The sequence below is a fragment of the Flavobacteriales bacterium genome (assembly GCA_020635795.1).
In the GTDB taxonomy this organism is placed as follows: Bacteria; Bacteroidota; Bacteroidia; order Flavobacteriales_E; family Vicingaceae; genus Vicingus.
The window spans coordinates 1,610,285-1,630,299 of sequence record JACJZD010000001.1 but is presented as its reverse complement, the minus strand read 5'-3'; the positions used below and the strand labels follow the sequence as shown (position 1 = coordinate 1,630,299).

Genomic DNA, 20,015 nt, shown 5'->3' with positions numbered 1-20,015 from the left:
TACATTTTATAATTGTTAAATTGATTTATTAAATAGCTTTTGCTTCGTTGTGTAGTAAGTTTACCAACTCTTCTACATTTGCAGCATCAACATATTTACAAGCCGATTTTGCTGGAGGCAATGTAAACGATTTAATTTTTGTAGCGTTAGTTGCATCAGATGCAGCAACAACCGTTAATGGTTTTGTTCTTGCAGCCATAATTCCTCTCATGTTTGGAATACGAGCTTCTGCCATACCTTTTGCAGCACTTAACACAAATGGAGTAGAAGTTTCAATCACTTCAACACCACCTTCAATTTCTCTTTCAATGGTAGCGTTGTTTCCGCTCATATCTAATTTAGAAGCAAGAGAAACATAAGGAGCATTCATTAATTCTGCAACCATTCCTGCAACTTGAGAACCATTAAAGTCAATGGTTTCTTTTCCGAACAATATAATGTCGAAACTATTTTGAGTAGCATAATTAGCTATTTGCTTTGCTACAAAAAGAGCATCCTCAGTTTTAGCATCAATTCTAACAGCATCATCAGCTCCAATAGCTAAAGCTTTTCTAATAATTGGGTCGTTTTCTGCACCACCAACATTTAAAACGGTAACGTTACCACCGTTTGCTTCTTTCAATTCTAATCCTCTTACCAAAGCATACCACTCGTCGTAAGGATTTACAATAAATTGCACACCATTTTCGTCGAATTTGGTGTTGCCATCAGTAAATGCAATTTTCGATGTGGTATCAGGAGCTTTACTAATACATACTAATATTTTCATCTGATATATTTTAAATTATTTTAAGTAGAAATTTAATGCCAACGAAGTTACCAAATAAAGTCTTAAAAAAAACATGATTTTAAGCAGTAATCGTACTTTTTATAAACACTTTTTTTGGTTTAAAAATGCTTTAGAGAGTAGAATGATGTTAAAAAGAGCAATGAGTAGTATGGGTATTAAAGGAAGGGTGTAGCGTTCCTCTATTCCGCGCTGGAAATAACACAAAAATAAAACATAAATAAAAGTGGGTAAAAATAGGCTGTTAAGAAAATCAGTGTTCCACTTGAAACAAATAATATTTAGTAACAACGCTAAAAAACATAATACATGAAGGCTAAAAAATAACAAACGGAAAAATTCCATTATGATATTTCCTCGTAAAGTAACCTGAAATAAATAAGGCGAGAGATTAGAGTGAAAAGCCATGACTTTAAAAACTTTTAAAGGAGAAATAACGTGATATTGAAACCAGAATTCGTTTTTAAACTCAGTAGTTAATGCTTTAAATTGATTTACCACAAGCTGCTCTTCAGGTATTTTGTATTCGGGCATAGGAATCCCTTTGTCGTAGTATTGTTTTTGTACAAGAATAGCTTTTTGATAATTTCTAAAAACATTGGTTAGTTTATCTTTTCCATAAAAATCTACCACATATTTAGGAAAATTATCAATGATGAAATGGATGTGTGAAATGGATGTGTCGCCTTTAATTGCAGCAGTCCAAAAGGGGAGGGAATAGGAGTGATAAACATGCCCCTCTACTCCCCAGGATTTATTAAAATCCCAAAAACTTTCTAATGTTGGTCTATAAATAGAATTGTTATCGGCATAATAAATGGGATAAATACCCACGTATTTGTCTGCAATGTTGTAATTTCTTATTTGCCATAATACCATTAAGCTTGAGGCAATTGCACCTAACAGTATTATTTTTTTTAGTGGCTTTGAATACGATTTATAGATGACAATCGGTAGTAGTAGACCAAACACCACTAAAACAGGTCGAGTTACAAACAAATAAGCAAATACGAGAGCGGCTAACCCAAAGAATATATTTTTATGTTTTACCGATTGGTGGTAAAAAGCTTTGGTTAAAAAATAAAGGTAAAAAATAGTTAAAGCAGGAGTTATTCCTTCTGTTAAAGTATAGTATAAAAAACCTGTAGCGAATGGCGTGAGCCCATATATTACAGTAATGATAAATGCAATAAGCTCGTTTTTTAATAGGTTAAAACCAATGTGATATAAACAATAAACAGACAAGCTGAACAAGATGATTTGTATTGTTTTAAGGAGTAAAAGAGCATGGTTTTCGTTAAGCAGTAAACAGCAATAATACAATGAGCCATATCCTGGAGTGTGGGAAAAATAAGCGATTTTACCAGGTATATTGTTTTTCCAAACCCCTGTTTTATAATAATTGGTTGCAGGACCTAAATAACTCCAATCATCAGAAGTTACTACTGTTTCTCCATCTCGAATAAGTTCTTGTGGGAGTTGATTTAAATTGAGTTGATTAAAAAAAGTAGCTGTAAAAAGCGATAAAATAACAACAGTCCACAACCAATTTTTCATCAGGTTTAGATTAGGTTTTTATCCACCAAAATTTTGGTTTTTAGTATCCCAGCAACGCTCAGACTGTCGGTTATTTCACCATTCATAACCATGTTGTAAGCATCGTTAAGGCTAACTTTCTTAAGTTCAAGTATTTCGTCCTCTTCTGGTTCAGGGTTGTGATACGTGAGGTCTTTTGCGATGTATATGATTCCAACTTCGTCAGAAACCGAATTGCTCAAATGCATATCCAGTAATTTTTCCCATTTTTCAGCTTTAATACCCAATTCTTCTAACAATTCTCGTTTTGCAGAAGTTAAAGGGTCAACATGGTGTTTACCACCACCTTCGCAAATTTCCCAACTGTACTGGTTTAATGGGTATCTAAACTGACCAACCAACCACGTATTGTTGTCTTTATCTAAAGGAATAATGCCAATGGCAATGTTTTTAAAATGTACCGTTCCATAAATACCATCATTTCCAGCAGCATTTACAACTTGGTGTTCAGTAACACTAATCCAAGGATTTTCGTACTTCAATTCACTATGTTTGGTTTTCCAAGGGTTTTTCATTGTGTGAATGGTGTTTCGTGTTTAGTTTTTTGTAAACTATATACTGTGAACTGACAACTGTCTACTGAAAAACCTTCTTCAATAAATCAGTAACACGCGCCAAAGGGTCTTTTCTAATTTTTGCTTCTTCTTTTTCAATCATTAAAAACAAACCGTCCATAGCTTTTGTTGTAATGTAATCTTCTAAATTGGGGTTCATAGGTTCAACAAACGGTACTTTGTTGTATGTATTAATTACTGGGTTCCAGTATTTTGTTACCTCCACTTTTTGAATGGCATTTTTTACAACAGGGTTGAATTTCACTTTCAGTTGGGCACTTGTTTTATCTTTTAAATATTGAGTGGCAGCATTATCGTTACCTCTTAAAATAGCAAATCCATCGGCAATGGTCATTTCTTTTATGGCATTAACAAAAATTGGAGCAGCTTCTTTGGTAGCAGTTTCTGCCGCTCTGTTCAAGGTCATCACAAATTCATCCACTTGTTTTTTCATGCCAAGATCTTCCACAGTATTTTTTACTTTTATGGCTTCTTCAGGAAAAGGAATAAAAATTTCTGGGTTTTTATAAAAACCGTCTAGTTTTGAAGTTAAGCTTGATGAGTTGTTTGTACCTACCGTTAAAGCCTCTCGTAAACCACGAATAACTTCATCGTTAGTTAAGCTAGGGGTTGTAGAACCCATTTCGGTACTCACTTGTTCCATTACTGAAGTCATTTCGGCACATCCTGCCAAAGTAATAAGAGTTATGGCTACTATGGTAATTTTTTTCATGTGTTGTAAAATGTAATTTTTTCAAATGTAATTAAAACATATTTTTTATGCCGAAGTATTTTATACCAATTTCTAAATCATAATTTTGAATAATGAATTTAGACATCATTTCTGTTGGCGATGAGCTTTTAATTGGACAGACGTTGAATACCAACGCACATTGGATTGCTACTGAGTTGGATAAAATTGGTTTTACCATTCGCGAACATGTTTCGATTAGCGATAACCGTGAACATATTTTAAACAGGGTGGATTATTCCATTAAAAATGTTGATGTGGTGTTGATTACGGGTGGGTTAGGACCAACCAACGACGATTTAACGATGCCTGTGTTAAACGAATATTTTGGTGGAAAATTAGTTGAAGACAAAACGGTTTATCAAGACATTGAACGGTTGATTTTAGGTCGTGGTTTTGAGATGAACGAACGAAACAAAAAACAAGCCTTGGTTCCTGATAATTGTAAAGTGGTGAGGAATATGCACGGAACAGCTCCAGGCTTGTGGTTTGAAAAAGAAAATAAAGTGGTGGTAGCCATGCCCGGAGTGCCTTTTGAGATGAAAGCCATGATTACCGATACGGTAATACCTTGGTTGAAACAAAAATACGTGTTGCCCGAAATTGTACACCAAATGATTTACACGCAGGGTTTGCCTGAATCGAAATTGGCAGAAATTATTGCTGATTGGGAAGATGGCTTACCTCAAAACATTAAACTGGCTTATTTACCTTCTCCTGGTAGGGTTAAATTGCGTTTAAGCTCAAAAGGCAATGACAGAAAAGCCGTACAACAGCAAATTGATGAGCAAGTGACAAAATTAAATGCCATTATACCCAACTACATTTATTCGTTTGATGGTAGAAACATAGAGGAAGTTATTGGCGACATGTTGCGAAATAAAAAAGCCACGTTGGCTACTGCCGAAAGTTGTACAGGTGGTTACGTTGCTCATTTGTTAACGAGTGTTTCGGGGAGTTCCGATTATTTTATTGGCTCGGTTGTAAGTTATGCCAACCAAATTAAAATTAACGAGTTGGGAGTAAACCCTGCCGATATTGAAAACCACGGTGCTGTTAGCCAACAAGTAGTAGAACAAATGGCAAAAGGTGTGTTGCAAAAATATGGAGTTGATTATGCTGTTGCTACCTCTGGTGTTGCTGGACCAAATGGTGGTACACCTGAAAAACCTGTGGGTACGGTTTGGATTGCTGTTGCTACCAAAACTACTGTAACAAGCAAGTTATTTACTTTTGGTAAAATACGTAGCATTAATATTGAACGTAGTACAATTGCTGCTTTGGGAATGTTGAGGGAGGTTATTAGTTAACCTTTTTGTCTTTTATGCCATCGTTTGTGTCCCACAAATGATTAGATTCTTTCATTTATGTGGGTTAGTATTCCAAAATCATCCTTTTCGTTTTCATAAAAATATGCAGACGAGTATTTATAGTCAGTAGCTAATTCCACTAACATCCACTTATCTTGTAACGGATTATTATGAATATAATCCAGTTTTTGATAAATAACTTCGGGAGTATATAAGTGGACAGGTAAAGCGTCTCTTTGCCAAAACTGGTGGGTTCTCGTCTCTAAATTTACCTTAAATTCACTTAATAATTTAGGGTTATTGGTTTGTAAATCTTTTAATATCAAGTGGCTGGTATATTTCATAAAACTAACATGAGGTAATTCTTTACCGTTTAACTCTAGTAATTCCCAAATGATATGGATATGATTGGGCATTATTACAAAACCATACAAAGCTATTTTCTTGTTATCTACTAAATATTTTAAGCTGTTTATGATGTAGTCTTTATACTTGTCGAAACTTAACAATTGTTTCCAATCGAGTATTGTAGCTGTGTAGAAATAAAGTTTGTTTAGTTCCATATTCCAAATGTAAAAAAATGATGGAATAGATATAAATAATCAAGTTTACTTTTTGTTTGTGGGACACAAACAAAGGCGACAAAAGGGAGAGTCGTTTAATGTTGTTTAATGTCAATTATTCGTAATTGAGTTCTTCTATTAACTAAATAAACCCCTTCACGAATGCATTCATCTTCATTTTGCAACTTCATTTGTTCAATAAATAACATATTTACAATTGGATTAGATTCTCCAAATCCAATAGCTTTTACTTTTGTGGAATCAATGTTATAATTTGTGATTAATTCAAAAACAACACTTTGAGCCCTATATTCAGAAAGTTTTAAATTGTATTTATCTGACCCCCTATGGTCGGTATGGTTTTCTAAGTGGCAATAAAGGTTAGGGTTGTTTATTAAGAACTTTGCAAGTTCATTTAATTCAGCTGTTCCTAGGGAATCTTTTATTACTCGTCCACCGTTATAATCATAATTTAAATCTAGACGGTGTATAGAGTTAATAGAAAATATAGTATCAGAATAATTAAATACTTTATCAGATTGTGAAAAAACAGATTTTGAAATAATTATTGTTAATAGTATGTAAAATAATTTTTTCATAAAAAGTATATTGTATCCAAATATAATACATAATTGAAAAAGAATAAAGTTTCTTTTTAAGAGATTAAAATGATTACAAAAAAAAGAGGCTAACCATTTGGTTAGCCTCTTTTTTTTGTAATTGTGGAGATTACTTTGTAGCAACTCTTTTTTTCTCTTTAATACGAGCAGATTTACCAGTTAAATCTCTCAAGTAGAAAATTCTAGCACGTTTAACGTGACCGTGTTTAACTACTTCAATTTTATCTAACATTGGAGAAGCCAATGGAAAAACTCTTTCTACACCAATGTTACCAGACATTTTTCTAATAGTAAAGGTTTCATTAGCTCCTGAGTTTTTTCTTTGTAATACAACACCTTGAAAATGTTGGATTCTTTCTTTAGCACCCTCTTTAATTTTATAATATACAATAATAGTATCTCCTGCTTTAAATGCTGGGAATTCATTTATTGGTGACAAGTCGTTTTCTACAAATTTTATCGCTTCCATGCTTCTTTAGTATTAAATATTTCCTTTTAAAAGGGCTGCAAATTTATACATTAATAATTAGTTATCAAACAATTTTTAAAATATTTATTCTACTTTTTGTTTGTCCATTTCCAACAATTGATTTTGGTACATGGTATAATAGGTTTTACCCAAGTCTAGTAAGCTTTGGTGTGTTCCAGTTTCAATAATTTCTCCATTTTCAATCACCAAAATTTTATCGGCATTTTTTACCGACGAAACTCTGTGGCTCACAATTAACGAAGTTTTGTCTTTCATAATGCGTTCTAAATTTTCTAAAATAATGTCTTCAGTTTCGGTATCTACCGCCGATAAACAATCGTCGAAAATCAATATTTTAGGTTCTTTAATAATGGCTCGAGCAATAGAAATTCGTTGTTTTTGTCCACCCGATAAAGTTACTCCACGTTCACCAATTCGGGTTTTAAAACCATTCGGAAACTCAATAATGTTGCTATAAATGGCAGCATTTTTTGCAGCTTCTTCAATTACTGCTTTGTGGGGCAAACCGTTTTTGTAACCAAAAGCAATGTTGTTTTCAATACTATCCGAAAACAAAAATACTTCTTGTGGTACATAGCCAATGTTTTCTCGTAACTCATTTAAATTGAGTTGCTGTATGTTTTCATCATCAATAAAAATAGATCCACTGGTAACATCGTATTTTCGTAAAATTAAATTGATGATAGACGATTTTCCAGAACCCGTTCTACCGACTATCGCTAGTGTTTCACCTTGTTTAACTTCAAACGAAACATTTTTTAAGGCATTTATACCCGATTCGGGATAGGTAAACGAAGCATTTTTAAACACAATGTTGCCCGAATAGTCAAAATGTTTTTCGGTAGGGTTTTCAATTTTTGGTTTGGTATCTAAAAACTCGTTTATTCTGGTTTGCGATGCTGCTGCGCGTTGCACAATAGAGGTTACCCACCCTATAGCAGTAACTGGCCAAGTTAGCATGTTAATGTAAAAAACAAACTCTAAAATATTACCCAACGTTACATTTCCGTTAATGTATTCAATACCGCCAATGTAAATCGTAAAAATGGTGCTCAAACCAATTAACAACATCATTACTGGGAAAAATACTGCATTAGTTCTCACTAAATGCATCGAACTTTTTAGGTATTCTTCGTTTTCGTCGTATAGTTTGTTAACGAACAATTTCTCTTTCACAAACGATTTTATGATACGAATGCCTGAATAGGTCTCTTGCGAAAGCGTAGTAATGTCAGATAGTTTGGCTTGTACTTTTTCGCTTTGTTTATTTATTCGACTACTCACGTAATAAATAATAAACGATAGAATAGGTAAGGGGGTTAGCGAATAAAGTGTTAGTTTAACATTGATGGAAAACATTACTGGAATAACCAATGCAAAAAGGGTGATAAGGTTAACACTATACATAATTCCGGGACCGATATACATTCTTACTTTGCTCACATCTTCACTAATTCGATTCATGATGTCGCCCGTATTGTTTTCTTTGTAGAACGAAGTATCGAGTAGCTGAAAGTGGTTAAAAATTTCGTTTTTTAAATCAAACTCAATCAAACGCGACATAATAATGATGGTTTGACGAGTAAAAAACATAAAAATTCCTTTGATAATAGCCAAAACAAAAACCACAATACCAAATGCTAAAATGGCTTTTCCAAAACTTAAACTTTGAAAAAAATCGCCAATAAAACTCGTGCTTGCAATTGCTTTACCCGATAGTTTGGTTTCTACCAAATTAAACGTTTCACGAATAATTTGTGCAGGATATAGTGCGAAAATGTTCGATAAAACAATAAAAATAGTTCCAAGTAACAAACGGTATTTGTACTTGAATAAATATTTATTTAGATGCTTTAACGATTTCATTTATGGTACTAGTTGGTGTGTTTCTATTTTTTGTCGAATATCTTTAACAAATCAATGAATAAAGATTATTTTTGCCCACAGAAATTAGAACTTTGCAAAAGTAAGTATCTTTAATTAGAATTTATAAATCTTTATAGAATGTCAACAATTTTGGAAAATCAACCTAAAACAGCTGTAAATACAGTGTTAACAGATATGTCGGTTTACGACCACGAGCAAGTGGTTTTTTGTCAAGACCAAGCTACTGGTTTAAAAGCAATTATAGCAGTACACAATACAGTTTGCGGTCCAGCTTTAGGTGGTACACGTATGTGGAATTATGCTACAGAGGCAGAAGCTGTAACTGATGTGTTAAGATTATCGAGAGGAATGACCTACAAAAATGCGTTGGCTGGTTTAAATTTAGGTGGTGGAAAAGCCGTAATTATTGGCGATTCTAAAACTCAAAAAAACGAAGCTTTGTTTAGAAGATTTGGAAAATTCGTAAATTCTTTATCAGGAAAATACATTACTGCAGAAGATGTGGGTATTTCGCCACAAGACATGACTTGGGTAAACATGGAAACCAATCACGTTGCAGGTTTACCAGGTAAAAGTGGAGACCCATCGCCAGTTACTGCCTTTGGTGTTTATATGGGTATGAAAGCTTGTGCAAAAGAGCAATTTGGTTCTGATTCGTTAGCAGGAAAAAAAGTGGCTGTTCAAGGAATTGGACATGTTGGCGAATATTTAGTTAAACATTTAACCGATGAAGGTGCAAAAGTTTACATTACAGATATTAATGAGGAAGCATTAAAAAGAGTTGCAGCAAAATACAAGGCTGAAGTTGTTGGTATTAATGCTATTTACGATTTAGATGTAGATATTTATGCCCCATGTGCTTTAGGAGCAACATTGAATGATGATACGTTGAGCCGTTTAAAATGTTCGATTATTGCTGGTGCAGCAAACAATCAATTAAAACAAGAAGATGTTCACGGTAAAATTGTAATGGAAAAAGGGTTGATTTATGCACCTGATTTTATGATTAATGCTGGTGGGGTTATCAATTGTTATGCGGAAGTTGCTGATTTAACAGAAGCTTGGGCAATGGCTAAAGCTGAAGATATTTACAATACCACAGCAAATATTTTAAAACGATCAAAAGAAAATAACATACCTACTTATGCTATTGCTAACCGTATGGCTGAAGAAAGAATTGAAGCAATAGCAAAAATAAAGACGAAATTTTAATACAAAAATGGAGTAATAAAGGCTTGGTTAACGAATCAATGCCTAACCTTTGAAAAAAATAAAATGATTAGCAGAAGATATTTAAGAGTAAAGACATTTCAAGCGTTGTACGCATATTTTCAGTCGGAAGATAAAAATGTGAATAAAGCAGAAAATGAACTTTTTTTAAGTCTTGAAAGAATGTACGATTTGTATATCTTCTTTTTAGCCATTGGTAGAGAGTTGGTTCATCAATCGGAATTAAAAATTGAGGAATTAAAAACCAAAAGATTACCTACCGAAAACGATTTAAATCCAAATTTAAAATTCGTTAACAATGCTGTACTTAAGCTTTTAGCTGAAAATTCGGCATTGAATAAACAATTAAAGGAAAAGAAAATTTCTTGGGCTGCCGACCAAGAATTGATTTCAAAATTTTTAGTGTTTTTACGTCAACATGAGGTTTTTACTACTTACATGAGTACAAGGGAAACCACTTTTGAAGAAGATCAAAAATTTGTAGTTGACATTTATAAAAAAGTAATTCCAGAACATGAGTTGATGTTGGCAGAGTTACAAGACAAAAGCATTTTTTGGGGATTTGACGAAATTGACTTTGTGCTGAGTATGGTTATTAAATCAATTAAACGATTCACATCAAAATCTACCGAATTTGAACCTATTTTAAGTCTTTATACCGATATGGATGAAGATGTGAAAATGGTAAAGGATTTATTTAAAAAAACCATTAACGACGACGATAAAAACTCTAAATTAATTGGCGACAAAACCAAAAATTGGGATGTTGAACGTATTGCCATTGTAGATATTATTTTAATGAAAATGGCATTGACTGAATTGCTTCATTTTAAAGCGGTACCTGTAAAAGTAACCCTTAACGAATACATTGATTTGGCCAAATGGTTTAGCACGCCAAACAGCAAGGTGTTTGTAAACGGTATATTAGATAAGTTGGTACTTGAGCTTAAAGCAAGTGGTGAACTTAAAAAAATAGGAAGAGGCTTGTTGGAGAATTAGTCTCTTAATTCAAATACACTTTTTTACTAATCATTTTTCCTTGACTATCAACTATTCTAACCAAATAGATTCCGTTACTATTGGTTTCTAATGGTATGGTTGAATTTCCATTTTTACTCCCTTGGTAAATTTCTTGACCATTAATATTAAAAACATTTACCTGATAAGGATTGTTTGAAGAAGTAGATATGTTAATATTTTTATTACTGGCAAAAAGGCTAAATTCATCTATTGCTGTTTGTTCTTTAACATCAGTTGCAAACATCATGTAGCTTGAAAGGTCAACATCAACTCTAAAATAAGTAATGTCTATATACAAAGAATCAAAGTGAGCAGGCATATGAACTTGTAATTTAATAACAGAATCTTGAAAATAATTGGTATCAGCTATAGGTATCATATTTTGAGGGGAAATTGAAACTACATTTCCACATAATTCACTATTTGTTATATCATTTAGTATAGCATGGGAATTCAACGCCATAGAATCAGAGCTTAAAATTGATAGAAGTGCATTGGGGTTAGATATTGTGTAATTTATGTAGTAATTAATATAGCCGTAGTTAGCTATTTCTGGAATACTTCTATAAAGTTGATACAAAGATTTTCCCCAATTTTTGAATATAACTCCAGTACCATAATTCCCATCATTAAAAAAATTTATACTATGCAATAATGTGTCTGGATTTGGCCAATTATGACCTGCAGTACTTGCAGTCGCTGAAGCAGGAAGACCAGTATAAAGTGAGTCAAAAGTATTTGCCCCGCCTTCATAAATAGTAGTCATTTGTGAAAAACCAAAATGACTGATGGTAATAAGAGTTATAAGAATTATAAATTTTTTCATAGTAATGAGATTAATTATAACTCAAAATTATATTGGAATGTTCTGTAAAACAACAAATGTTCAATTTATCTTTTGAACGGTCACTTTTTTGGTAGTTTTGTGCAAAAAAGGGTTAATTTATTATTTCTGCACCAAATAAAATAGCCGTATTAATCATGTATTTTTTGTGAGCACGAATTCCAACTCCAATATAAATGAGTTCGGGGTCTAATAACATTCTACGATGACGTAAACTTTCTTGCTCATCGTCTATCAATAAATCAACCACAATAGACAAGGCATCAGGGAAACCATATTGATTACTTTCTTTTACTTTTTTGAAGTTGGTTTTCATCGATTTTATTCGTTCAGCAAAACTTTCGTATTCACCCGAGCGATGTCCTTTTTTGCCTAACTTACCCATCTCTTTAGCGTGATTTACGGCTTCTTTAAACAATTCATCGTGAGGTTCTAGTATAGGTAAACGAGGCTGTTCTTTTAGGGTTTTTACCAACGATTTGTAATACTTGTTTTTAGGAATTTTCACATCGTCCATGTAATCTTTTAAGTAAGTATCGACAAACAAAGAACCGTTTATACGTGCTAAATTGATGTAAAAAATGACTTTTTTTTCTTGGAAGGAAAGTTCTTTCAGTTCTTTGGCAGAATTTGCCATTCTTAAATCGTTACTGTTCCATGTATCAAAAGGAGTAATTTTTTGAGCAAACAATACGCTAGACGACAGAAAGGTTAAAATGTAAATTACTGTTTTGAAGTAATTAATCATTAATAGTAGTTTTTTGGCAAAAGTAACTAATTAATTTTCTGCCGAATACACTTTTTCGCCATTAATGTAGGTGTATTGCACTTTGGTGCTTAAAAGCTCATTTTCTTTTACTTTCATAATGTCTTTGTCAGTAATAACAAAGTCGGCAAATTTGCCTATTTCCAAACTACCTTTTTCATTCTCCTCTAAATTAGAAAGTGCTGCCCAAATGGTCATTCCTTTTAGTGCTTCTTGGCGAGATAAGCCATTTTCTATTTGGAAACCACCTTCAGGGTAACCTTTAGCATCTTTACGAGCAACAGCAGCATAAAAAGTATTGATGGGGTTGATACCTTCGATAGGAAAATCTGTTCCAAGTGCGATTAAACCGTTTTGCAACAACAATTGTTGGTACGCGTAAGCATGCTTGATGCGTTCGCTACCCACTCGGTCTTCTGCCCAATACATATCAGAAGTTGCATGGGTAGGTTGTACCGATGGTATAATGGTATAATTTCTATACAATTCGTAATGACTAGGATCTAAAACTTGAGCGTGTTCAATCCTCCAGCGTTTATCGTTGGTGGTTTTTAAAACACTTGCGTAAACAGATAAAACCATTTCATTGGCAGAATCGCCAATGCAATGTGTGTTCATTTGAAAACCTTTTTCGTAAAGTAATGGAGCGTATTTTTCAAAATATGCTCTTTCATTTATCAATAAACCATAATGGTTGTATGTATGAATATCACTATACGGTTTTAATAAACAAGCACCTCTAGAACCTAAAGCACCATCGGCATAAAATTTAAACGACGAAACATTTAAACGCTCTGTCTTGTAAGGTCCTTTTTTTAAGTAGTATTCAAGTAATTCTTCCGATGAGCTAATCATAGCATAAATTTTTAGCTTCATTTTATTGGATTGTTGCAATTCGTCAAGTAAGTCGATTTGCTCCTTTTCTAAACCTGCTTCATCAATGGTAGTTAACCCAACTTTGAAGAGGTTTTTTTGTGCTGCTAAAAGTTGTTCTGATAGCAATTTTTTATCCTTTACTGGAATCGCTTTTTTTAATGAATCAACAGCGTTATCTAATAATATACCTGTTAATTGATTGTTTTTTTGTTCAATAATACCACCTTTTATAACAGTATTAGTGCTAATTTGAGCTAAATCCAGTGCTTTTTGGTTTACTAAAGCAGCATGTCCATCTATACGAACTAAGAAGATTGGTGTATTTGGAAAAAGCTCATCTAATTTTTCTTTGTTTGGAAATTCTTTTTTATCCCAATCGTTTTGATCCCAACCTCTACCTAAAATCCATTCAAAAGTATTCGTTTTACTATACGTTTCGATTTTGTTTAAGACTTGATTGAAAGAACTTGTACCAGTTAAATCTAACTCTTGCAGTAACGCAGCGTAATTGTATAAATGGCAATGAGCATCAATAAAACCAGGGTATACATTCATTTGTTTGGCATCAAGGTATTCTTTAGCCAAGTATTTATTTTTAATTTCGTTTTCAGCACCCACAGCGATGATTTTCCCTTTGTCAATGGCGATGGCTTCTACCACGTCAAACGATTCGTTAACGGTATAAATCTTGGCGTTGTGAACGATTAAATCAATTTTAGGAGTTTCACCGCAACCAATCAAAACAATAGTTAGGGCTATAAAAATAGATAAGGAGAATTTCATTATAAAAATTTAGTTAAAAATGGGTATTTCGATTTTAGTTTGTCAAAATCAATAAGCATTAAAAGTGCAATAGCTAAAAATGGTAATGCTGGTACTTTATATCTAACCAACGCTCCAAAAATAGGTATCATTAATCCAATAATGGTAAATAACGTAAATACAAATACCAAACAAAACAGAATATAAAACCATTCTTTATTGCCCTTTTTTGGAAACGCTAGTACGAGTACAAATAAACCAATAAACAATAAGTTTTCTAGCGAACTCATTAGTACAAAGGGCGAATACGATTCCCATAAATATGGTCGAATAAAAGTGTTTAGCCACGCATTTGGAGTATATTTTATAATTGAAACCCAATTGGTTAATTGGGGTAAATCAAAACTGCTGTTGGTTGGAAAATGCTGAACATATCGCATAAACTCTCCATGTTTATCAATAATAATATCGAAAGGACTGTATTTTTTGGTAAACAACACGATAGCAGAAACCATAGCCATTAAGCTACCAAAAGCGTAAACGAAACTTAAAAAGGGCTTGTCGGGTATTTTTTTATAGATAAGATAAGCTAACATTGGAGTAGACAGTGCTGCCAAAACATACAATTTGGTGTAAAGTAAAATAACGATAGCTATTACAATAAATAAAATGTGGTACCATTTGAATTTAATAAAACCTTGTTGAATCGTTAAGAGTAAAGTTCCAAGACCAAATAAAATCAAGCCTTCTTTTAATAAGCCAGAACCCCAAAACAATACCGAAGGAATGAAGAAAATGGCATAAAATAAAACTTTGGAATTATTCTTAAAAAAGGGTTTAAAAAACTTAAAAAGTGCTGTTAACCCTAATAAGGATATAAAGTTGATAAACACATTGTGCACATAAAAATGCCCAAACGAAAACAAATGAATAAAAGCATTAAAACGGATAATGATGTGACTATCACTAAATAAATTACTGTTAAATGCACGATACCAGAAAATCATTTTTCGGTAATAATGTTCGTCAAAATAGGCAGAGTCGTTATCAAACCCACACATCATTTTTACATAATCGAGCGGCTTGTTTTTTAACGCATCAAACATTATTTTACTATCATCAAAATACTTGTAAATATCGGATGTATTGCGGTCGGTGTAGTAGTAGGTGTATATTAATGTTAATATAATGCTAAACAAAAATTTTAATGCAAAGGCCGACAAAAACCATTTTTTAGACAATTCATCATCGTTAAAAAACTTACTTTTTAAAATAACAAAACAGAAAATGCTAAAATAGAGTATGGTTAAAATAATGTCCAAGAATAAATTTTTTTTAAAAGTATTTTTATTTTGATGAATCTACAAATTAAGTAAACTATTTCGTATCAGTTCTTTTTTACCACATAGAGACATAGGTTTTTAATGTTTCTCCATAAACCACCATTCTGAACTTGTCAAATTGAATAGAAGAAAAATGGGCGTTGATTACTATATGCGTAACGCACTTACGTTATTTAGTAAAACAATAGTTTATTTCGTCTTTGACGAAATACTATGTGAATACTCATTTGTGCTTGAGGTATAATTGTACCTATGTTTCTATGTGGTTATCAGTTTACTGGCTATTAATTTATTTATTACACGGTTTTAAATTAATTTTGAGCATGACTACAAAAGAACGTTACCAATTATTTGTTGAACATTTTAGTAAGGCAAACCCAACTGCCGAAACTGAACTTGAATATACCAATCCATTTGAATTGTTGGTAGCGGTTATTTTATCGGCTCAATGTACCGACAAGCGCGTAAACATTGTTACCAAAGATTTGTTTAGAAGATTTACAAGTCCTCAAGAACTGGCAGAAGCTGATGTTGAGGAAGTTTTTGAATACATTAAGAGCATTAGTTACCCAAACAACAAAGCCAAGCATTTAGTAGGTATGGGCAAATTGTTGGTGAGCGAGTTTAACAGCATAGTTCCGAGTGATGTGGATGATTTACAAAAATTACCTGGAGTGGGGCGGAAAACAGCTAATGTTATTGCTAGTGTTATTTACAATAAACCTGTAATGGCGGTAGATACGCATGTGTTTAGGGTAGCCAATCGGTTAGGACTAACCACTAATGCCAAAACACCGTTAGCGGCAGAAAAACAGTTGACGAAGAATTTACCCGAAGAGGTGATACATGTTGCTCACCATTGGTTAATATTGCACGGCAGGTATGTTTGTGTGGCTCGAAAACCCAAATGCTCAATCTGTGAGATTATCAGTTTTTGTAAATCGTTTGGGAAGGTTTAACGGTTTCGGGCTTTGCGTTGGTGGGCTTTTGAAACCGAAAACTGTCTGCCAGCACCAACGTTTATTAATTGTTCAAATGTTTCTATCCGCACTGTCCGCCCACTAACGCAAAACCCGTGTTAGTGGCAGTTTTTATTTCATCCATTGTCTTGCAGTTTCAATGTCCGCTGCAATTTTAGAGGTGTCCACTCCAATTTCCTTTAATTGCTGTTTATATCTTGTCGCCCAAACAATTTTATTGTTTCGAGTTATTAAACTTTTGAATAATGGATAATACATTGTTCCCATACCTTCAAAGTTTGTCATGTCGATTAAGATAGGTCTGTCAGAAGGTAGTTCATTTATGAATTTATTTAATTCTTTTTCTTCATTTGATGAAAGGCTACCATAGATTCTTACTTCATATGGGTTGTCGCTGATTTTTTTACAAGGAAGTCCGAAGTCAAAGTATTGTTCTAATGATTCAAAATACTCTTGATACTTCATAGCTGTAAATTTCTGTCGTGAAAGTCCAATTACAGCCTCAACAATCTTATGCTCTTTACTTCCTTTGTTTGGTGACCAAAAGTAAAAAGAATTCTTGATAGAGTCCTGGTAGCATGTATTGTGAACACCAATTCCGTCAAAACCCATTGAACTGTCTGATTTCATTTTCATTAATGAAATGGTGTCAAGGGTATTGAAAAAATATTTGAAGTCGGATTCTGTTAATTCTACGCTGTCTGCATAGTTAATTCTCAAAGTTCTTGATGTGTCTCTGAAATTGTAGACAGTCAATTTTATTTGTCCGATTTTGTCCTTTCTGATAATTGAAATTCTGCAAGACGGCATAAATGAAGGGCCAAAGTCCGCATAATAAGCAAAGTAATTTGCGTCAACCGATGTAGAGTCAACCTTGTTTGTCGTGTTGGAACAACTTGTCAAAAGTCCAACGAATAATATAATAAACAGTCTCTTCATAAAATTGCCACTAACATGCGTATAAAGTGCATGTGCACTTTATACGCATTATAAATTTCTATCAAATATAACCATTATAAATTTTTCACCATCCAAATGTCGCAACCAAAATGCCCCGAGTTACCTAATGGTTTAGTAATAAATTCAAAACCTAATTTTTGGTACATACCCACAGCAATAGCTAATTCAGGCATCGATTCTAAATACAACTGTTGGTAACCCAATTCTTTTGCTTTTTCAAAACATTTTAGCATTAAGGCTTTTCCAATGCCTTTTCCTCGAGCAGAAGTGGTTAAGTAAAATTTCACTAACTCGGAACAACCGTTTGGTAAGTTTTGGGTAGGATATATGCCGCAGCCGCCAACAATTTTACCGTTTAATTCTGCTACAAAATACATAGCGTTTTCTTTTTGAAACAGTTCGAATAAATGATCGGTTGTTGGGTCGAAATAAACCGTGCCAGGTTTGTTGGCTTTAAATTCGGTTAAAGTAGATTTTATAATAGTTGAAATAACTTGATTGTCGTTTTGGGTTATTTCTCTAATGGTTAAATTCATTGTTAAATTAGTTAGTTGTTAAACCAAAAAATGTGGCAACCCAATACGTAGAGTGGAAATTAATATCTTGTGTATGATAATCCATTACACCACCTTCGTTTATGGCTTCCCCTGAATGAATTAACAATTTGTGTTTTACATCGTTTGCCAAAATGCTAATAATTTTCACTTCTTTATTTTTATTGGAATAAAATTGGGCTTTTAGTAAAGGGTTTTCCAAATAATTTGGTATTTCTTCAACACTTGTCGAATCAAGTTGATGTTTAATTAACCAATGAGAGATAAGTGCATCACTATTCTTTTTTGGAACAATTTGGTCATCATTTCCTTGGATAATTACTATACGAGGTTGTTTTTCTGGCGAGTCTGTGTTGTGTTCAAACAAATTAGATGGGGCAGCAAACAACGCTCCTGCATTAAACAATGTTGGGTAAGCATTGAGCAGAGCATTGCTCATTCCTCCACCAGCCGACATTCCAGTAATAAAAACCATAGAACTGTCAATATTATAATTGGTAAAGCAATAATCTATCATTTGTTTGATAGACGCGACTTCTCCTTTATCCTTTTTTGCTTTAAAGCCTATAAAAAAATTAAAACATTTTGTAGCATTGTTTATTTGTCGTTGTTCAGGATAAACCACAATAAATTTAAGGCTGTCGGCTAGTTTATTCCAACCAGTTTCATTGCTTATTTGTTCTGCTGATTGTGTACACCCATGTAGCACAAAAACTAAAGGTATTTTTTCAACACTTTCAAGGTTGTTTGGAATGTAAGCATACATTTTAAGGTTACCTTTGTTTATCCCAAAATCTTCTATTTGAGTTAACAAATGCTGTGCAGAGCTATATAAATTGGTAAAAAGATATATAATTAACAAAAAGTGTTTCAGCATTATACATTAACAAATGATTATACTCAAAAGTATGATTTTTATTGACTGGGTTTAATATTAACGAAGTAGACTTGAGATTGTATTAATCACAATCCTGAACAAATGGTCGGGCAACATTTATTTTTGGACTTAAATACGGAATGCCCAAGTTTAAACCACGTAGAATGAATAAGCTACCCAACAGAATTAAGAAAACTGGAACTAATTTTTTGATGTTATTCCGTAATGTTAAACTAACCGAGGAGGATAAAAAATAAACTGAAAACATCATGGGCAAAGTACCTAATCCAAAGGCAGCCATAAACCACATTCCATCAACTAAACTTCCTGTAGCTATTGAACCTCCAATGGCAGCATAAACCAATCCGCAGGGCAGGAGACCGTTTAATAAACCAACACTTAATTTGCCTAGTATCGATTGGTTTTGGATAAACTTACCAAGGCTGACTTTAACCAAGGCAATGTATTTACCAATAAAACTTGTAGGGTTAATGTTGTTGATTAATTTTTTAGGAATAAAAACTGCCATTATAAAAAGGCTACCTATTGCAATAGAAATTAATTGTTGGGTGGAAGCCACTGCTAATCGCTCACCAAAAAAGCCAAAAAATAAGCCCAATAAAGAATAGGTAATTATTCGCCCAGCATTGTAAATCAAGCCATTAGTGGTTTTTGAAAGAACAGATTTATTGCCCAATGGCAAGGCTAACGCAATAGGGCCACACATTCCAATGCAATGTAAACTCCCAATAAAACCAATGCTAAATGCCGTAAAAAAGTGTTCCATTTGTTATGGAATTACAATAGATATTTCGTTAAAATAGTCAGTATTATTAGCTTTCCAATCAATTTTTACGTGGTACATTCCTTTTTGAAATGGTTGTAAAGGAATTTGTTGAGAATGATTGATTAGCTTAATATCAAATACTTTGTCGGATTGCTCATTTGACGGTTTGTAAAAAAACATTTTGCCAGAAATTTGCTCGGTAATCTCTTTAGGAAAAAGGACTTCAATATTTTCGTTAGTGATGTTAAAGGTAACTTGCTCGGTGAGTTTTGATGCATTTTGTTTCTTAATCATCACCTCTTTAAACTCCAGTTCCTTTTCGTAGTAGTTGTCTGTTACTAGTTCATTGTTTTGTTTTGTGGCAAAATAAACCAGTGTTAACATAAACACCACAAAAACTCCAAACAACGAAAAAGCAAATACACCCCAATTCAATTTCATAAGTAGATTTTTTTCAA

At 33.2% G+C, this 20,015-nt stretch carries 21 protein-coding genes; 4 read left to right on the top strand and 17 right to left on the bottom strand.

Annotation, left to right across the window (positions count from 1 at the left end; translation table 11 throughout):
* Positions 1 to 28: 28 nt before the first annotated feature.
* The 4 genes from H6589_07225 to H6589_07210 all read right to left on the bottom strand — a co-directional run bounded on the left by H6589_07225 (position 29) and on the right by H6589_07210 (position 3,670).
* Positions 29 to 769 carry an electron transfer flavoprotein subunit beta/FixA family protein gene (locus H6589_07225; protein MCB9174383.1) on the bottom strand — a complete coding sequence of 247 codons (741 nt, stop codon included), beginning with the start codon at positions 767 to 769 and terminating at the stop codon, positions 29 to 31.
* A 99-nt stretch (positions 770 to 868) separates the two neighbouring features.
* The gene (locus H6589_07220) at positions 869 to 2,344 is read right to left on the bottom strand and encodes a hypothetical protein (protein MCB9174382.1); all 1,476 of its coding nucleotides are present in this window, start codon (positions 2,342 to 2,344) and stop codon (positions 869 to 871) included.
* A 5-nt stretch (positions 2,345 to 2,349) separates the two neighbouring features.
* The gene (locus H6589_07215; protein ID MCB9174381.1) at positions 2,350 to 2,898 is read right to left on the bottom strand and encodes an NUDIX hydrolase; all 549 of its coding nucleotides are present in this window, start codon (positions 2,896 to 2,898) and stop codon (positions 2,350 to 2,352) included.
* A 61-nt stretch (positions 2,899 to 2,959) separates the two neighbouring features.
* Positions 2,960 to 3,670, bottom strand: coding sequence for a DUF4197 domain-containing protein (locus H6589_07210; protein MCB9174380.1), 711 nt, complete (start codon positions 3,668 to 3,670; stop codon positions 2,960 to 2,962).
* 92 nt (positions 3,671 to 3,762) lie between these two features.
* Here H6589_07210 and H6589_07205 point away from each other — a divergent pair, with 92 nt between their 5' ends.
* Positions 3,763 to 4,998 (top strand): competence/damage-inducible protein A, encoded by a 1,236-nt coding sequence (locus tag H6589_07205; GenBank protein ID MCB9174379.1) that lies wholly within the window; start codon positions 3,763 to 3,765, stop codon positions 4,996 to 4,998.
* A gap of 41 nt (positions 4,999 to 5,039) precedes the next feature.
* Here H6589_07205 and H6589_07200 read toward each other — a convergent pair whose 3' ends face one another.
* From H6589_07200 to H6589_07185, 4 genes are all read right to left on the bottom strand, one after another.
* On the bottom strand, positions 5,040 to 5,561 hold the full coding sequence (locus H6589_07200) for a transposase (protein ID MCB9174378.1): 522 nt from the start codon (positions 5,559 to 5,561) through the stop codon (positions 5,040 to 5,042).
* 95 nt (positions 5,562 to 5,656) lie between these two features.
* A complete protein-coding gene (locus H6589_07195) occupies positions 5,657 to 6,160 on the bottom strand; it encodes an OmpA family protein (protein MCB9174377.1) in 504 nt (167 codons plus the stop codon).
* A gap of 130 nt (positions 6,161 to 6,290) precedes the next feature.
* On the bottom strand, positions 6,291 to 6,650 hold the full coding sequence (rplS, locus tag H6589_07190; GenBank protein MCB9174376.1) for a 50S ribosomal protein L19: 360 nt from the start codon (positions 6,648 to 6,650) through the stop codon (positions 6,291 to 6,293).
* An 84-nt stretch (positions 6,651 to 6,734) separates the two neighbouring features.
* Positions 6,735 to 8,537: an ABC transporter ATP-binding protein gene (locus tag H6589_07185; GenBank protein ID MCB9174375.1), complete on the bottom strand. Its 1,803-nt coding sequence runs from the start codon at positions 8,535 to 8,537 to the stop codon at positions 6,735 to 6,737.
* A gap of 138 nt (positions 8,538 to 8,675) precedes the next feature.
* Here H6589_07185 and H6589_07180 point away from each other — a divergent pair, with 138 nt between their 5' ends.
* Together H6589_07180 and nusB are read left to right on the top strand one after the other, a co-directional pair.
* Positions 8,676 to 9,770 carry a Glu/Leu/Phe/Val dehydrogenase gene (locus H6589_07180; GenBank protein ID MCB9174374.1) on the top strand — a complete coding sequence of 365 codons (1,095 nt, stop codon included), beginning with the start codon at positions 8,676 to 8,678 and terminating at the stop codon, positions 9,768 to 9,770.
* Positions 9,771 to 9,833: 63 nt separating this feature from the next.
* Positions 9,834 to 10,787, top strand: coding sequence for a transcription antitermination factor NusB (gene nusB, locus H6589_07175; GenBank protein MCB9174373.1), 954 nt, complete (start codon positions 9,834 to 9,836; stop codon positions 10,785 to 10,787).
* A gap of 4 nt (positions 10,788 to 10,791) precedes the next feature.
* On the opposite strand, the gene H6589_07170 is transcribed toward nusB, so the two are convergent.
* The 4 genes from H6589_07170 to H6589_07155 all read right to left on the bottom strand — a co-directional run bounded on the left by H6589_07170 (position 10,792) and on the right by H6589_07155 (position 15,378).
* Positions 10,792 to 11,634 (bottom strand): T9SS type A sorting domain-containing protein, encoded by an 843-nt coding sequence (locus H6589_07170; GenBank protein MCB9174372.1) that lies wholly within the window; start codon positions 11,632 to 11,634, stop codon positions 10,792 to 10,794.
* Positions 11,635 to 11,746: 112 nt separating this feature from the next.
* Positions 11,747 to 12,400, bottom strand: a complete 654-nt coding sequence (locus H6589_07165) for a hypothetical protein (GenBank protein ID MCB9174371.1) — start codon at positions 12,398 to 12,400, stop codon at positions 11,747 to 11,749.
* Positions 12,401 to 12,430: 30 nt separating this feature from the next.
* Entirely contained in the window at positions 12,431 to 14,077 is a 1,647-nt protein-coding gene (locus tag H6589_07160; GenBank protein MCB9174370.1) for an amidohydrolase, read from the bottom strand.
* Positions 14,077 to 15,378: a hypothetical protein gene (locus H6589_07155; protein MCB9174369.1), complete on the bottom strand. Its 1,302-nt coding sequence runs from the start codon at positions 15,376 to 15,378 to the stop codon at positions 14,077 to 14,079. Before H6589_07155 ends, H6589_07160 begins: the two co-directional genes overlap by 1 nt.
* 344 nt (positions 15,379 to 15,722) lie before the next feature.
* Between H6589_07155 and nth the strand changes: the two genes are divergently transcribed.
* Positions 15,723 to 16,358, top strand: coding sequence for an endonuclease III (gene nth, locus H6589_07150; protein ID MCB9174368.1), 636 nt, complete (start codon positions 15,723 to 15,725; stop codon positions 16,356 to 16,358).
* 132 nt (positions 16,359 to 16,490) lie between these two features.
* Here nth and H6589_07145 read toward each other — a convergent pair whose 3' ends face one another.
* From H6589_07145 to H6589_07125, 5 genes are all read right to left on the bottom strand, one after another.
* A complete protein-coding gene (locus tag H6589_07145) occupies positions 16,491 to 17,318 on the bottom strand; it encodes a hypothetical protein (protein MCB9174367.1) in 828 nt (275 codons plus the stop codon).
* Positions 17,319 to 17,392: 74 nt separating this feature from the next.
* Positions 17,393 to 17,875, bottom strand: a complete 483-nt coding sequence (locus H6589_07140) for a GNAT family N-acetyltransferase (GenBank protein ID MCB9174366.1) — start codon at positions 17,873 to 17,875, stop codon at positions 17,393 to 17,395.
* A 7-nt stretch (positions 17,876 to 17,882) separates the two neighbouring features.
* Positions 17,883 to 18,770, bottom strand: a complete 888-nt coding sequence (locus H6589_07135) for a PHB depolymerase family esterase (protein ID MCB9174365.1) — start codon at positions 18,768 to 18,770, stop codon at positions 17,883 to 17,885.
* A gap of 82 nt (positions 18,771 to 18,852) precedes the next feature.
* Positions 18,853 to 19,557, bottom strand: coding sequence for a sulfite exporter TauE/SafE family protein (locus H6589_07130; protein ID MCB9174364.1), 705 nt, complete (start codon positions 19,555 to 19,557; stop codon positions 18,853 to 18,855).
* Positions 19,558 to 19,560: 3 nt separating this feature from the next.
* Complete coding sequence (locus H6589_07125) at positions 19,561 to 19,998, bottom strand: FixH family protein (GenBank protein ID MCB9174363.1); 438 nt, start codon at positions 19,996 to 19,998, stop codon at positions 19,561 to 19,563.
* Positions 19,999 to 20,015 lie beyond the last annotated feature (17 nt).

Bases quoted from the DNA above. Each gene is read 5' to 3' on its own strand.
- H6589_07225 (MCB9174383.1), bottom strand. From the start codon at position 769: ATGAAAATATTAGTATGTATTAGTAAAGCTCCTGATACCACATCGAAA.
- H6589_07220 (MCB9174382.1), bottom strand. From the start codon at position 2,344: ATGAAAAATTGGTTGTGGACTGTTGTTATTTTATCGCTTTTTACAGCT.
- H6589_07215 (MCB9174381.1), bottom strand. From the start codon at position 2,898: ATGAAAAACCCTTGGAAAACCAAACATAGTGAATTGAAGTACGAAAAT.
- H6589_07210 (MCB9174380.1), bottom strand. From the start codon at position 3,670: ATGAAAAAAATTACCATAGTAGCCATAACTCTTATTACTTTGGCAGGA.
- H6589_07205 (MCB9174379.1), top strand. From the start codon at position 3,763: ATGAATTTAGACATCATTTCTGTTGGCGATGAGCTTTTAATTGGACAG.
- H6589_07200 (MCB9174378.1), bottom strand. From the start codon at position 5,561: ATGGAACTAAACAAACTTTATTTCTACACAGCTACAATACTCGATTGG.
- H6589_07195 (MCB9174377.1), bottom strand. From the start codon at position 6,160: ATGAAAAAATTATTTTACATACTATTAACAATAATTATTTCAAAATCT.
- rplS (MCB9174376.1), bottom strand. From the start codon at position 6,650: ATGGAAGCGATAAAATTTGTAGAAAACGACTTGTCACCAATAAATGAA.
- H6589_07185 (MCB9174375.1), bottom strand. From the start codon at position 8,537: ATGAAATCGTTAAAGCATCTAAATAAATATTTATTCAAGTACAAATAC.
- H6589_07180 (MCB9174374.1), top strand. From the start codon at position 8,676: ATGTCAACAATTTTGGAAAATCAACCTAAAACAGCTGTAAATACAGTG.
- nusB (MCB9174373.1), top strand. From the start codon at position 9,834: ATGATTAGCAGAAGATATTTAAGAGTAAAGACATTTCAAGCGTTGTAC.
- H6589_07170 (MCB9174372.1), bottom strand. From the start codon at position 11,634: ATGAAAAAATTTATAATTCTTATAACTCTTATTACCATCAGTCATTTT.
- H6589_07165 (MCB9174371.1), bottom strand. From the start codon at position 12,400: ATGATTAATTACTTCAAAACAGTAATTTACATTTTAACCTTTCTGTCG.
- H6589_07160 (MCB9174370.1), bottom strand. From the start codon at position 14,077: ATGAAATTCTCCTTATCTATTTTTATAGCCCTAACTATTGTTTTGATT.
- nth (MCB9174368.1), top strand. From the start codon at position 15,723: ATGACTACAAAAGAACGTTACCAATTATTTGTTGAACATTTTAGTAAG.
- H6589_07145 (MCB9174367.1), bottom strand. From the start codon at position 17,318: ATGAAGAGACTGTTTATTATATTATTCGTTGGACTTTTGACAAGTTGT.
- H6589_07140 (MCB9174366.1), bottom strand. From the start codon at position 17,875: ATGAATTTAACCATTAGAGAAATAACCCAAAACGACAATCAAGTTATT.
- H6589_07135 (MCB9174365.1), bottom strand. From the start codon at position 18,770: ATGCTGAAACACTTTTTGTTAATTATATATCTTTTTACCAATTTATAT.
- H6589_07130 (MCB9174364.1), bottom strand. From the start codon at position 19,557: ATGGAACACTTTTTTACGGCATTTAGCATTGGTTTTATTGGGAGTTTA.
- H6589_07125 (MCB9174363.1), bottom strand. From the start codon at position 19,998: ATGAAATTGAATTGGGGTGTATTTGCTTTTTCGTTGTTTGGAGTTTTT.